General features: G+C 70.9%; 12 protein-coding genes and 1 pseudogene. 7 read left to right on the top strand and 6 right to left on the bottom strand.

Annotation, left to right across the window (positions count from 1 at the left end; genetic code table 11):
- Window positions 1-5 precede the first annotated feature (5 nt).
- On the bottom strand, window positions 6-413 hold the full coding sequence (locus tag AB0924_RS16570) for a YciI family protein (protein ID WP_358933744.1): 408 nt from the start codon (window positions 411-413) through the stop codon (window positions 6-8).
- Window positions 414-739: 326 nt separating this feature from the next.
- Here AB0924_RS16570 and AB0924_RS16565 point away from each other — a divergent pair, with 326 nt between their 5' ends.
- The 3 genes and pseudogenes from AB0924_RS16565 to AB0924_RS16555 all read left to right on the top strand — a co-directional run bounded on the left by AB0924_RS16565 (window position 740) and on the right by AB0924_RS16555 (window position 2231).
- Entirely contained in the window at window positions 740-1471 is a 732-nt protein-coding gene (locus tag AB0924_RS16565) for an alpha/beta hydrolase (RefSeq protein WP_358933742.1), read from the top strand.
- Between the two features lie 112 nt (window positions 1472-1583).
- Window positions 1584-1997: a cytidine deaminase gene (locus tag AB0924_RS16560; protein ID WP_358933740.1), complete on the top strand. Its 414-nt coding sequence runs from the start codon at window positions 1584-1586 to the stop codon at window positions 1995-1997.
- A 137-nt stretch (window positions 1998-2134) separates the two neighbouring features.
- Window positions 2135-2231: pseudogene (locus tag AB0924_RS16555) on the top strand.
- Window positions 2232-2317: 86 nt separating this feature from the next.
- Here the strand turns inward: AB0924_RS16555 and AB0924_RS16550 are convergent.
- Window positions 2318-3163, bottom strand: coding sequence for an RNA polymerase sigma factor SigF (locus AB0924_RS16550; protein ID WP_358933738.1), 846 nt, complete (start codon window positions 3161-3163; stop codon window positions 2318-2320).
- A gap of 466 nt (window positions 3164-3629) precedes the next feature.
- Here AB0924_RS16550 and AB0924_RS16545 point away from each other — a divergent pair, with 466 nt between their 5' ends.
- Together AB0924_RS16545 and AB0924_RS16540 are read left to right on the top strand one after the other, a co-directional pair.
- A complete protein-coding gene (locus AB0924_RS16545; protein WP_366911747.1) occupies window positions 3630-3854 on the top strand; it encodes a hypothetical protein in 225 nt (74 codons plus the stop codon).
- Window positions 3855-3988: 134 nt separating this feature from the next.
- Window positions 3989-4204 carry a hypothetical protein gene (locus tag AB0924_RS16540; protein WP_358933734.1) on the top strand — a complete coding sequence of 72 codons (216 nt, stop codon included), beginning with the start codon at window positions 3989-3991 and terminating at the stop codon, window positions 4202-4204.
- Here AB0924_RS16540 and AB0924_RS16535 read toward each other — a convergent pair.
- Window positions 4188-4841, bottom strand: a complete 654-nt coding sequence (locus AB0924_RS16535) for a VC0807 family protein (protein WP_366911746.1) — start codon at window positions 4839-4841, stop codon at window positions 4188-4190. The two genes, AB0924_RS16540 and AB0924_RS16535, sit on opposite strands and share 17 nt — an antisense overlap.
- A gap of 511 nt (window positions 4842-5352) precedes the next feature.
- Here AB0924_RS16535 and AB0924_RS16530 point away from each other — a divergent pair.
- Window positions 5353-6849, top strand: coding sequence for a cryptochrome/photolyase family protein (locus AB0924_RS16530; protein ID WP_366911745.1), 1497 nt, complete (start codon window positions 5353-5355; stop codon window positions 6847-6849).
- A gap of 137 nt (window positions 6850-6986) precedes the next feature.
- Window positions 6987-7619 (top strand): glyoxalase, encoded by a 633-nt coding sequence (locus AB0924_RS16525; RefSeq protein WP_366911744.1) that lies wholly within the window; start codon window positions 6987-6989, stop codon window positions 7617-7619.
- A gap of 58 nt (window positions 7620-7677) precedes the next feature.
- On the opposite strand, the gene AB0924_RS16520 is transcribed toward AB0924_RS16525, so the two are convergent.
- The 3 genes from AB0924_RS16520 to AB0924_RS16510 all read right to left on the bottom strand — a co-directional run bounded on the left by AB0924_RS16520 (window position 7678) and on the right by AB0924_RS16510 (window position 11607).
- Window positions 7678-9762 carry a LamG domain-containing protein gene (locus tag AB0924_RS16520; protein ID WP_366911743.1) on the bottom strand — a complete coding sequence of 695 codons (2085 nt, stop codon included), beginning with the start codon at window positions 9760-9762 and terminating at the stop codon, window positions 7678-7680.
- 245 nt (window positions 9763-10007) lie between these two features.
- The gene (locus tag AB0924_RS16515; protein ID WP_199209256.1) at window positions 10008-10178 is read right to left on the bottom strand and encodes a hydrophobic protein; all 171 of its coding nucleotides are present in this window, start codon (window positions 10176-10178) and stop codon (window positions 10008-10010) included.
- Between the two features lie 145 nt (window positions 10179-10323).
- A complete protein-coding gene (locus AB0924_RS16510; RefSeq protein ID WP_358933879.1) occupies window positions 10324-11607 on the bottom strand; it encodes a phosphatase PAP2 family protein in 1284 nt (427 codons plus the stop codon).
- Window positions 11608-12282 lie beyond the last annotated feature (675 nt).

Raw genomic sequence — 12282 nt, 5'->3', positions numbered from 1 at the left:
TCGGGTCACTCCGTGATGGTGGGCGGCGCCGCCAGAAAGGGGCGCACCTCGAGCCACTCGTGGATCGGCTTCCCGCCCGCGCCCGGGGCGGCCGACAGTTCCCCGGCCAGCTCGACGGCGCGCTCGCGGCTGTCCACGTCGATCACCATCCAGCCGGCGATGAGGTCCTTGGTCTCGGCGAACGGCCCGTCGGTGACCGGCGGCCGCCCTTCGCCGTCGTAGCGGACCCACATTCCCTCGGGCGCCAGCGCCTGGCCGTCGACGAACTCCCCGGTCCCTTCGAGCCGGGCCGCGAAGTCGCGCATGTACTGCACGTGCGCGGAGATCTCCTGCGGCGTCCACTGGTCCATCGGCACGCAGTTGACGGCTTCCGGAGCGCCTCGGTAGTGCTTGAGCAGCAAGTACTTCGCCATCGTGTGACTCCTCCGTACTGGTGCGACCCATTGTGGCCGCCTTCACCTCGGGGACGTAGCCGGCCACGGGTTCTCGACATCGTCGCGCGAAGTTTTTTCTCCACGCCGTCCGCCGCCGTCCGCCGCCCGTCACCGAGGCCGCTGAACCCGGTCCCACGTCTGCGCGACGTGGCCGACGTGAGCGGCGACGTCGTGGTAGGTTCGGCGCCGTCGTGCGCCACTGCGAACCGAGGAGGTGAGACCGATCAACGCTTCGACAGGTCGGGACTCCCTCTCTCGCACGGTCCAGGGAGTGCCCGCGTAAGGCATTCCGAAAGGCCAAGGCCATGCGCTTCACTTCCGAGACGTCGTCCGACGGCGTTGCCGAACGACTTTTCCACCTCGATGAGATCCCCGGCGTGCTGTGGACGCCGGAAGGTGCCACAGGTACTCGTCCCCTCGTCCTGATCGGGCACGGCGGCGGCCGGCACAAAAAGGATCCCGACGTCATGGCCCTGGCACGCCGCTTCGTGACCGAGTGTGGTTACGCGGTGGTGGCGGTCGACGCACCCGGCCATGGCGACCGTCCCGTGCACGCGGAGTACGACCGGCTCGCGACCGAGAACCAGGCGCGCGCCGAAGCCGGCGAGGAACTGGCCCCGCTGATCGCCGGCTTCCATGCGCTCGTGGCCCGCCAGACCGTGCCGGAATGGCGGGCCGCGCTCGACGCCGTGCAGGCTCTCGCATACGTCGGCCGCGGGCCGGTGGGCTACTGGGGGGTGTCGCTGGGCTGCGGGCTCGGCGTTCCCTTCGTCGCCGCCGAACCCCGGGTCCGCGCGGCGGTGCTGGGCCTGGGCGGAGCCTCGGCATCGGCGGAGGTCGCCGCGCGGATCACCGTTCCGGTGGAGTTCCTGCTGCAGTGGGACGACGAGCGGGTGCCACGTGCGGCGAGTCTGGCACTGTTCGACGCCCTGGCGTCGGCGGAGAAGACACTGCACGCCAACCCCGGCAAGCACGGAGATCTCCCGGCGTTCGAACTGGACAATTCCCTGCGGTTCTTCGCCCGGCACCTGAACTGACGCCGCCGGTCGACGGGGCATTGGGGCGGATCGCCCGTGCCCCGTCGATATCGGCTTGCGCGATTCCGTCATGCGGGTCAGTGTCGCTCGACACCCGAAGAAGGCGGAGCAGATGACCAGGCAATCCCATCCCGTTGACCACGAACTCGTCCAGGCCGCAGCGCATGTCGCCGGTACGCGCTGCCGGGGCGACAACCACACCATGGCAGCCGCGGCCCGGGCCCGCGACGGCCGGATCGTCACCGCGGTCAACGCCTACCACTTCACCGGGGGACCCTGCGCCGAGCTGGTCGTCATCGGTGCGGCGGCCGCCCAGGGCGCATATGAGCTGGAGACCATGGTGGCCGTGGGCGACCGGGGCCGAGGAGTCGTTCCTCCGTGCGGCCGCTGCCGTCAGGTTCTGCTCGACTACTTCCCCGCGCTCCGGGTCATCGTCGGCAACGGCGACGGCATCCGGGCGGTTCCCGTCTCGGATCTGCTGCCGGAGAGCTACGTCTGGGCCGACCACCAGCTCGACGCCGAGTGAACCGGTGCGGCGCCGGGTGAACCGGCACGGGCCGCACACCGTTGACGGTGGAGGTCAGGGGCGCGTCAGCTTCCCGTCAGCGGTCTCCGGCAGTCTCTTACTTGTGAACGGCACGGGACGACACCCAGCCGGTCAAGGGAGAGGTGCCCGGAGTGGTTGATCGGGGACCAGCGAGCTCGCCTCACGGTCGGGCCTCCTCGGAGGCCCACGCAGGTTCGAATCCTGCCCTCTCCGCAACGCGCGGCCGTCCGGCAGGAACGGACACGGCGCAGGGCCCGTCACGGATGTGACGGGCCCTGCGATCCTCGCGGGGCGAGATGTCAGCGGTTGGTGAGCATGCCCTCGCGGAGCCGGGCGAGGGTGCGTGAGAGCAGGCGCGAGACATGCATCTGCGAGACTCCCAGCCGTTCACCGATCTGGGCCTGCGTGAGTTCCTCCACGAACCGCATGTGGATGATCTGCCGGTCCCGCTCGCCGAGCCCGGCGATCAGCGGGGCCAGGGCATGGAAGTCCTCCACCAGCTCCAGTGCCGCGTCCTCGGTGCCGATGAAGTCCTCCAGCGCGGCCTCACCGTCCGCGCTGCCGTTGATCGTGGCGTCGAGGGAGGAGGAGTTGTAGCCGTTCGCGGCCAGCCGGGCCTCGCGCACCTCCTCCTCGGACAGGCTCATCAGCTCCGCCAGTTCCTTGGCCGACGGCATGCGGCCCAGGCGGCTCTGCAGTTCCTCTGTGGCGCGGGCCAGTTGCACCCGGGCCTCCTGCAGACGCCGGGGCACGTGGACGGCCCAGGTGGTGTCGCGGAAGAATCGTTTGATCTCGCCCACGATGTAGGGGATGGCGAACGAGGTGAACTCCGCCTCCCGCGAGAGCTCGAACCGGTCGATCGCCTTGATCAGGCCGATCATGCCGACCTGGACGATGTCCTCCATCTCCTCCGCGCCCCGGCTCCGGAACCGGCCGGCCGCGAAGCGGACCAAGGACATGTTCATCTCGATCAACGTATTACGGGCGTACTGATACTCGGGCGTGCCCTCTTCCAGCACCGCCAGCTGATGGAAGAACAACCTGGACAGCTCGCGGGCATCCTTGGGGGCCACCCGGGAGGGGTCGGCGACCTCCGGCAGCTCCGCCGACCGCGTTCCCGTCGCCACCATGCTCGTGGACGTCATGCTTCCCCTCCCGAGTTCCAGACCGCCGCTGCTGTCTTCACCACCGCTGCTGCGTAGTGGCCGGCGGCCGATGACGCAGCGCGTACCCCCTCATCCTGCACCCACGCCTGCTGTAAGCACCAATCTGCCGAAGCCGTGGTGTGCGGTGCGCCGGGGGCGCGGGAGGCGCGCGCGCCGGCCGGGTGCGGAAGGCAGCGGACGGGTGCGGACCTTCTCAGGCTCGCGGCACGTCAGCAGCGCGTGGAATGCCGATCCGAGCCACAGGGAAGGGACCGCCCATGACCGAAAGCCTCGACGAGACGGGTCAACGCGGCCCAGAGCCGCGGCCGGATCTCGTGCGGCCCTCGGCGCCGTTCCTGCCCGCCGGCAGTGAGATCCGGCAGGCGTTCATCTGCCAGAGCGCGCCCAACTTCTTCTTCGTCGTCACCTACCTCACCGGCCTGACGATGCTGACCAACACGTACCGGTGCCTCGCGTCACCAAGGACGCCATCTACGTCCTGGACAGCAGCAAGCTGTCCGGCGGCGCGAGCCCAGAGCGCCTGGCCGGCACCATGCCGCGCGACACCCGGCTCGGCCCGGTCACCGGCCGCTGGGGGCAGGTGGACATCCTCGGTCGGCGTCATTGGGTCCACACGCGTTTCCACGACCAGATCGCCGCCGCCGACCGGGAGGCCGGGTTCGCCCGATAAGGCACAGGACAGGGGCAGTTCCGTCTGACGCTGTGACGCGTTGGCAGATGCCCCTGAGCTATGCGAGATCACGGTCCGATGCCGACCGCGTCCACCGCCGCAACCCGCCGTACCCCGGCGCCGTTTGCCCGCACGTGTATGACGAACACCTTTTCACCAACGGCACCTCCCGTCTTCTGGGTTCCTACTGGCTGGAGTCCCCCGACTGGCGGCCTCAGAAGCCCTGCTGCAGCTTCACCCCGCCCCCGCAGCGGCGTGGGGTGAGCGGGGTGCGCCTGGCCCGGACCGCGCTCACCGTGGCCGCGTACGCCCTCATCCTCACCGCACTCGCCCTCACCGCCACCGGCTGACCGGTCGCGTCATCCACTCGGGGTCGCCGAACAGCGAGAGGCCGTGGCGGCCGCGGAAGCGGCGGGCGTGTACGGCGGTGACCGCGGCGGCCAGGGCGAGCAGCAGCAGGGACTGGAGCCGGGCCAGCAGTGGCACGGTGTCGGTGGGCAGCGTGAGTGCGGTGAGTATGCCGAGTCCGCCGTCCAGCAGCTGCTCGGCTCCCCAGAGCAGGGTGAGAACGCGCAGGGACTGACGGAAGCCGGCGTGGTTCTGCCACGCCACGCTCCGCGCCCGGGCGACTTCTCCCCTGTGCAGGCGCTGTCCCAGTTGGAAGGCCGGCGGTCTTCGGGTGAACCCGCTGCCGAGCACCCAGCCGCCGACCACGAGGGACAGCGCCGCGTCCTTGCACAGCAGGAGCCGGGTGCCGCCACCCATGAGGGACGCCACGGCGGCAGTGGCCAGGAGGATCGTGAAGAACAGGTCAACGCCGTCGATCCGGTGCCGGCGCACCGCGCCGGACAGCAGGTGCAGTGCGGGTGGTGCGCCGCTCAGCAGCAGCGCCGACCCCTGGCCGGCCCCGAGAACCCGGGCCGCGTAGTAGACGACGAGCGGGAGGACGAGGTCGACGGCGAGCGTCAGCAGCGGAGCACAGGGCACCCCTTTTCGGCCCGCGCGCCGGTCTCCGGTGGGCTTGCCGGCCGTGCTTGAGCTTCGTTCGTGTTCTGTCGTCGTCCGTGCCATGGCTGCCCGTCCCTCCTCGCCCGCCGCGGGCGCCGCGCCGTGCGGTGCGTCTGCCGTGCCCGGCTGTCCTGAGCCGCGGCCGGACGGCACCGGCCCACGGAGCAACGCTAGGTGCGGGTCGGTAGGAGGCGGATCGGAGCAGGGGTGGAGAGCCGGGGGGAGAAGGGCTGGAGATTTGGGGAGGCGTTCTCCACCGGCCGCACTGCACCCCAGGGTGGAGACCCGCTCCTTCGGCCGGCTGGTGGCCCCGGTCGAGGGGTGTGCCGCCATGACGTGCATCCGCCGCCCGGCGGCCCCGGAAAGTGATTCATGGACGGTCGGCCGAGACAGGTCGACACCGCCCCATGCCTTCGACGGGAGACGCTCATGCACGACGACGGCCGGTACGGACGGCATGCCCGCGGCCGCGGCTGAACGGGGACGCGCCGTGCACTGGCTCTTCGGCGACCAGCTCGGGCCGCACTTCCTCGCCCTCGGCGACGACGGCCCGGGGCGGGACACACCGCTGCTGATGATCGAATCCCGGTCGGTGTTCCGGCGCCGGCGCTTCCACCGGGCCAAGGCGCACCTGGTGCTCTCCGCCATGCGCCACCGGGCCGCCGAGCTCGGCGACCGGGCGACGTACGTACGGGCCGGCACCTACCGGGAGGGACTGGAGCGCGCGGCGGGCGATCGTCCGGTCACCGTCCATCACCCGACGTCCTTCGCCGCCGCACGGCTGGTGCGCTCGCTTCCCCAGGTCACCGTGGGCCCCGCGCGGGGCTTCCTGGTCCCGATGGAGGACTTCGCGGCGTGGGCGGACGGGCACGGCGGAAAACGTCTGCGCCAGGAGGACTTCTACCGGTGGGTGCGCCGCGGACACGACCTGCTGATGGACGGCGACGCCCCTGCCGGCGATCAGTGGAACTACGATCACGACAACCGGCGGCCGCCGCCCCACGACGCGTCGTCACTTCCGGTCCCGGCGCCCTACCGCCCCCGGGAGGACGAGATCGACGACGAGGTCCGCCACGACCTCGACCGCTGGGAGAAGGACGGTGACGTGTCCTTCGTCGGAAGGGACGGGCCCCGGTCGTTCCCCGCGACCCGCGCCGAGGCGCGCGCCGCACTGAAACGCTTCCTCTCCCACCGGCTCGGCACCTTCGGGCCCTACGAGGACGCCGTGCTCGCCGCCGACCCGGTGATGAGTCACAGCCTGCTGTCCTCCTCGCTCAACCTGGGCCTCCTCGACCCGGCCGAATGCGTCGAGCGCGCCGAGGCGGAGTGGCGCGCCGGGCGGGCGCCGCTCGGCAGCGTGGAGGGGTTCGTCCGGCAGATCGCCGGGTGGCGCGAGTACGTGTGGCAGCTCTACTGGTACTTCGGCGAGGAGTACCGGCATTCCAACGTCCTGCGTCACACCGCCCCGCTGCCGGAGTGGTGGAACGAGCTGGACGCCGACGCGGTCGGGGCACGCTGTCTGCACACGGTCCTGGCGCAGGTACGGGACACGGGGTGGACCCACCACATCCCCCGGCTGATGATCCTCGGCAGCCACGCCCTGCAGCGGGGCTGGGACCCCGCTGCGGTCACGGACTGGTTCCACCGGTGCTTCGTGGACGGCTACGACTGGGTCATGGTGCCCAACGTCGTCGGTATGTCCCAGTACGCGGACGGCGGCCGGATGACGACCAAGCCCTACACCTCGGGCGGCTCGTACGTGAACCGCATGAGCGACCTGTGCGGACCGTGCCGCTACCGGCCGGGCGAGCGGACCGGTGAGCGCGCCTGCCCTTACACCGCCGGCTACTGGGCCTTCCTGGACCGGCACCGGGAACGGCTCGGCCACAACCAGCGGATCTCACAGCCCGTGCGGCAGTTGGAGCGGCTCGCCGACCTCGCCGAGGTACGCCGGCAGGAACGCGCGCGGGGTGACGCGCCGCCCTGAGTGCGGCGCGTCGGTCAACGCGCCGGCTCGCGGTCACGCGCGCTCCGCCGCGGTACGGCGCGCCGCGGACGACGCCGAGGCACATCGGTCAGTTTTCGAGAAGCCTCGGCAGCCAGGTTTTCCCTAGTGTCGAAGACATGACCTCCATCGACTCCGTCACTCTCGAGGTGGCCGACGCCGCGGCCGCCGCCCGCTACTGCTCCACCGCCTTCGGGCTCGACTCCTCGCGGGTACGCCTGCGCGCCTGCGAGGAGCCGACGAGCGGCTTCCGCGGCTTCACGCTGTCGCTCGTGGTGTCGCAGCCGGGCAATGTCGACGCCCTCATCGGCGCGGCCCTCGACGCCGGCGCCACCACCCTCAAGCCCGCCTCGAAGTCGCTGTGGGGCTACGGCGGCGTGGTCCAGGACCCGGACGGGACGGTCTGGAAGATCGCCACGTCGGCGAAGAAGGACACTGGCCCGGCCACCCGCGACTTCGACCAGCTCGTGCTCCTGCTGGGCGTCGAGGACGTGAAGGCCAGTAAGCGGTTCTATGCCGAGCGGGGTCTCACGGTGGGCAAGAGCTTCGGCGGCACGTACGTCGAGTTCGCCGCCGCACCGGGATCCGTCAAGCTGGCTCTGTACAAGCGCCGAGCGCTCGCCAAGGACGCGGGGCTGCCCGCCGACGGCAGCGGATCGCACCGACTCGTGCTCTCCGGCGCCGCCGGCCCGTTCAGCGACCCCGACGGATTCGTCTGGGAAGCCACGGCCCCTCTGACGGCCACCGCCTGAGGCGAACGTCCTCCGCCCCCGGAGCGGAGGCAGAGGCCGGTTCAGGGGGTGACCGCGCTCATGAGCACAGACACGGGTCCGTGCCGAAACCCAGGCCGGTGATGTCTCTGTCCCGCAGCGCCCCGCTGTAGGCCTGCACCTCGTCGACGGCACCGTGCAGGTACTCGCCCCAGCCGTCGGCGGTGAGCCCGCGTCCCACCTGGAGCGGGCCGCCGCTGCGCCAGCCGTTCGCGAAGCCGGCGGTCTGCGCGTCGCCGGCCATGCCGTCCAGGTAGAGCCGGATCGTGTCGGCCGCGTCGTCGTACACCACCGCGAGGCGGTGACCCTGGCCCTCGCCGCCGTCGGCCATCTCGAACTGGGAGACGACCGTCTCCGCCGCCCCCGTCTCGTCCTTGACTGGCATCACCAGCTGCCAGGCGTGCCGGGACGGCTGGTAGCGCACCTTGAAGGCGTCGGTGTGCTCGCCCGCCTGCGAGAGCACGGTCATCGGGTGGTCCGGCTCGGCGTCCGCCAGGCGTACCACGGCGGCGATGGTGAAGCTGTCCGCGGTGTCCACGACCGGCTGCCGCGTGGCGGCGTAGGCCGTCCGGCCGTCCAGCCGGAGGTCGCCGTCGCCCTGGAGGGCGTAGGGGACGTCGGGGCAGTCCGGGTCCAGCTCGGGCAGACAGGAACCGTCCGGCCCGCGGTGGATCACCGCTCCCCCGCCGAGGGTCAACGGCTGTCCGCCGTTCTGCTCGGGGCTGGCGGCGTCCGACGCGGTCTCCAGCGACCAGTGACCGAGCAGGGTCGGCTTGCGGTGGCCGAGGCGGTCGGCCTCGTCGGGCACCACGACGCGGTCATAGGCGCGGACGTCTCCGATGTCGCCCTTCCAGGGCCGCAGGCCGTGTGCCTGGCCGATCCGGAAGGCGCCGGACGGCTGAGCGGGTGCGGTCCTCACCTTCGTACCGGTTGCCCGGCCGTTGACGAAGAGCTGTGCCTGGCCGGTCTCGGCGTCGTACAGGCCGAGAACGTGAGCCCATTCACCGGTCTCGGGGACACCGCCCGAGACCTCCCGGCCCCCCACGGTGAAGGACCAGACGGGGCCCGCTTCCCGGCTGCGCAGAGCGAGTGCCACGCCCGTGGAGCCGTCCGTGTTCTGGCTCAGCACCGCCATGTCCTGGTCCGTGCGCCCGGGCCTCACCCAGGCGCCGAACGCGAAGGTCTTGCTCGTGTCGGCCGCCGGGGCGTCAGGGGTGAGGAACGCCTGGTGGCCGCCGTTGAGGTGGGCCGTGGCGGTGAGGCCGGTGCCGGCCGGGGCTTCGCCGCCGAACGTGACCCCCGCGCCGGCCCGCGCGTCGGTCCCGGACTCGGCGGCGGCACTCCTGGAGCCCGCCGCGTCGTCGAGTTCCCACTGGGCGACGGGGGCGTGGCCCGACTTGACGTTGAAGTCGTACGTCGACTGGCCGCTGCTGCGCCCGGCGCGGTCGACGGCACGGACGGTCAGCGTCTCGGGGCCGGAGCTGAGCGGGAGATAGGGGATGGTCACCGCGCCGCCCGGCTGATCCGCCTGGACGGTTCCGTGCGGGCCGCGGATGAAGTCGTAGACGTAGGCGACGACGTCGTCGGAGGGCGAGTCCATGGTGAAGTGGCCGTACACGCCGACTCCGTCCACCCAGAACACATCCGAGGACCGGGGGTAGTCGGGTGAGGTGATCGTCGCCTTCTCCGGGCTCACGTCGTCGTACACGAACTCGCAGGCGGTGCCTTCCTCGCCCGCCGAGCTCCAGGGGGACGCGGTCTGGCCGTCCTTGGCCCGGACGTGCCAGGACACGACCGTGTCCGGTGGGATGTCGGCCGGCAGTTGCAGCGCGAACGGGCTGCCCGAGAGCTTCGGCGTCGTCGTGTAGGTCCGGCGCTGCTCGGCGCCGCCGGTGTCCGTCCACCAGACCTCGAACTCACCGCTGACCTGGCCGCCGTCGGGGTCGTACAACACCGCGCCCAGTTGCGGGGCCGCCGCGACGTAGGCCCGCGCGTCCTTCCCGGCGGCGCACGCCCTGCTGTTGGTGTGCAGGTCCTCCACGAGCGGTTGTGCGGGCGGCACGCCGGTCGCCGCCCAGGACGTTCCCGGTACCGCCAGGACCGTCGCGGCGACGAGCGCCCCCACCGCGGCCGGTCTCAGGCGGTTCCGTCTCTGTCTGCTGTGTACGCGCACGGTTCGGCTCTCTCCCCGGTCGAGTCCGACGATCTTTGTCGCGCCGCAGGCTAGCAACGGCCACTGACGACGCCGAACCGATTTCCCGCCAGGCCGGGGGCAGTTGCCCGCTCGTACACACACGTGGGGCCCGGCCGTCGCGGCCGGGCCCCGTCCACGTTTCAGGCGTGGCGTGTTCTATGCGCGGGGACGCTCGTCTACCAGCGGTACCAGCGTCCCTTGCGGCCGCCGCTGCCCGCGGGCCGGACCACGAAGCCCAGCAGCCACACGACCAGCACGATCACCGCTATCCACCACAGTGCCTTCAGGGCGAAACCCGCACCGAAGAGAATCAGGGCCAGCAGAAGAACCAGAAGCAGGGGAACCATAGTTATCAACCTCCTGGCCACCGGATGCCCTTGGTTCACCTGTACAAGCACACGAATTGGCTGGTTTTTCCCATGGGATGAAGGGCATGTGCGCGTGTTGCGACTTTTCCCGGGGCGGTTCGCGACCGGGCCGCCACCAGTGGGCTCACGCCGGTTCGGGCTGCGGTTCCGGCTTCGCGACCGGCACCGGAACGGGATCCCAGAGCCTGGTGGTGCGTACGTAACCGTGGATCACCGAGGCCATCGCGAGAATGAGGAGCGGTCCGAACACCCACGGATACCTGGCCATTTCGACCGGCAGCCAGCGATAGGAAACGAGAAGCGCGGCGAAGACCGTCGTGCCGTGGACAACGAGCCGGGTCCCCGCGCGGTCCCAGCCGCGTTCGAGGGAGCGCAGGGCCGCCTCGATGGTGAGCGTGAACACGACGCCGGCGACGAGATCCGCGCCGTAGTGGTAGCCGAATCCCAGCGTCGCGGTCAGCGTGGCGATCAGCCAGAAGGTGCCCGCGAAGCGCAGCACGCGGGGACCCTTGCGGGAGTGGAGGAAGATGGCGGTGGCCCACGCGGTGTGCAGGCTGGGCATGCAGTTGCGCGGGGTGATCCCGTCGAACGGCATGTCGTGCGGTCCGGAGATCGGCGTCGCGGTGTCCGGCCACAGGTCGGCCACCGCCCAGTGCCCGCCGTCGGCGCTGTAGGCGAAGACCGGTCCGACCACCGGGAAGACCATGTAGACGGCGGGGCCGAGGAGACCGATGACCAGGAAGGTGCGCACCAGATGGTGGCGCGGGAAGCGCCGCTCGGCCGCCACGTTGCGCAGCTGGTACATCGTGACGACGACGGCGGCGACCGCGAGCTGGGCGTAGACGTAGTCGAGCGCGTGGGCGCCGACCGGTCCCGTGGCGCGGACGAGCCGGCCCACCAGCCAGGACGGGTCGCCCAGCGCGTGGTCGGCGGTGGCCACGTACTGGTCGAGCACCGTCGGGCGGGTCTTGGACGTGATGACCAGCCAGGTGTCGCCCGTCTTGCGGCCGGCCACGAGCAGCAGACCCAGCCCGACGCCCTTGAGCAGCAGGGCACGTTCGGGGCCGGTGCGGCGCGTGACGGCGATGACCGCACAGCCGAGGAGCACCCACAGCGCGCCGTTGCCGAAGGGGTGTCCTTCGGTCAGGTCGGCGCCCGCCGTCCACCGCACCAGCAGGATGACGGCGTCGATGCCGATCGCGGTGCACATCGCGATGATCCGTTGCCGCCAGGTGAGCACGACCATCATCAGCGCCATGCTGGCGTACAACAGGAAGCCCGACTTGGGCGGGAATATCACCTCTCGCGCTTGATTGGTGATCGGCCCCGCCAGTCCGTAGTGGCGCGCGGCGATTTCGAGCGCGATGAGGAACCCGAGGGTCACCACGCCTGCCGCGACCCACAGGATCGTCCGCGGTTCGCGCCACGGGACGGACTTGACTCTGCTGTTTATTCGCGAAAACACCCGCGATGGTATAGGTATCAACTTCTCGGCCGATTTGTTGGTCTTCAGGTGAGTGGGTCGCTATTCGTGCCGGATGGCATGTTCTTCCGGTGCGGAACGGGCGTTCGGGACGCTCGTCTTGAGCCGGATCATGCTATCGGAGCGGTGCGGGTGGATTTGAGCGATAAGCGGCCGAACTGACACCGGTTCCGGCATGGCCGGGCAGGTCACTCCGCGTGGTGGTCTCGCCGGCCGAGGTCACGGAACGTCAATCACGCCCAAGGAAAAGGGCATTCGGACCGGCGGATGACGCGGTGGATCCCGGCACCGGCGAGCAGCGGAGGGACGATATGGATACCCTCACATCAGGCACGTTCCCTGATCCAAAGCTACGCGCCCGGGAGAAGACTCGGTGGCAGCAGACGATGCCGGCGCCCGACCGGCCGGAGCCCCGGAGCTCCTCCGGCATGCCCGCGGGTGCCGCGAGTCGCGTGACGTACGCGTCGCGCCCCTGGTCCCCACCGTCCCGTACGGCCCTGCCGCGGTCGGCGGCGCGGCACCGTCGCCGATCGCCGTGGACTGCCGATGAGTTCTCCGGCCCGGCTTCGCCGGTGGCACAGGCTGCGCAGGCGCGACAGG

Origin of the sequence: Streptomyces sp. NPDC047869, from assembly GCF_040704065.1 — a bacterium.
Taxonomy (GTDB): Bacteria; Actinomycetota; Actinomycetes; order Streptomycetales; family Streptomycetaceae; genus Streptomyces.
The sequence above is the reverse complement of the archived record's forward strand: the minus strand, read 5'-3'. Positions and strand labels throughout refer to the sequence as shown.

What these genes read in the sequence shown, in the direction of transcription:
- AB0924_RS16570 (WP_358933744.1), bottom strand. Translation starts at nt 413, where the DNA reads ATGGCGAAGTACTTGCTGCTCAAGCACTACCGAGGCGCTCCGGAAGCC.
- AB0924_RS16565 (WP_358933742.1), top strand. Translation starts at nt 740, where the DNA reads ATGCGCTTCACTTCCGAGACGTCGTCCGACGGCGTTGCCGAACGACTT.
- AB0924_RS16560 (WP_358933740.1), top strand. Translation starts at nt 1,584, where the DNA reads ATGACCAGGCAATCCCATCCCGTTGACCACGAACTCGTCCAGGCCGCA.
- AB0924_RS16550 (WP_358933738.1), bottom strand. Translation starts at nt 3,163, where the DNA reads ATGACGTCCACGAGCATGGTGGCGACGGGAACGCGGTCGGCGGAGCTG.
- AB0924_RS16525 (WP_366911744.1), top strand. Translation starts at nt 6,987, where the DNA reads ATGACCTCCATCGACTCCGTCACTCTCGAGGTGGCCGACGCCGCGGCC.
- AB0924_RS16515 (WP_199209256.1), bottom strand. Translation starts at nt 10,178, where the DNA reads ATGGTTCCCCTGCTTCTGGTTCTTCTGCTGGCCCTGATTCTCTTCGGT.